We start from the raw sequence: 229 nt of genomic DNA on the forward strand, positions 1-229 counted from the left end.
ACCCCGTACAGCCGGCAGAGGTCGCCGACGCGTCTCTCGTCGGACGGCGTCCAGACGGAGGCTCGGGCGCGGTCGAGTGCCGTGCGCGCCGGTGCGGTGACGCGCAGTCCCGCGACCTCGGCGATCTCGTCCCGATCGAGGGTCATCTCACGGATCGAGACGCGTCCGCTCGTGTCGCGGGGCCGAGCATCCGGGGGCACGATGCCGTCCTGCCTCCACGGTGGGGAGG

At 73.4% G+C, this 229-nt stretch carries 1 protein-coding gene; it reads right to left on the reverse strand.

The window, feature by feature from the left end; genetic code table 11:
* The coding region (locus tag ACZ6JE_RS15795; RefSeq protein ID WP_464319566.1) for a hypothetical protein at positions 1–200 on the reverse strand (200 nt) is incomplete at its 3' end.
* Positions 201–229 lie beyond the last annotated feature (29 nt).

The organism is Frigoribacterium sp. AC759, assembly GCF_979256015.1.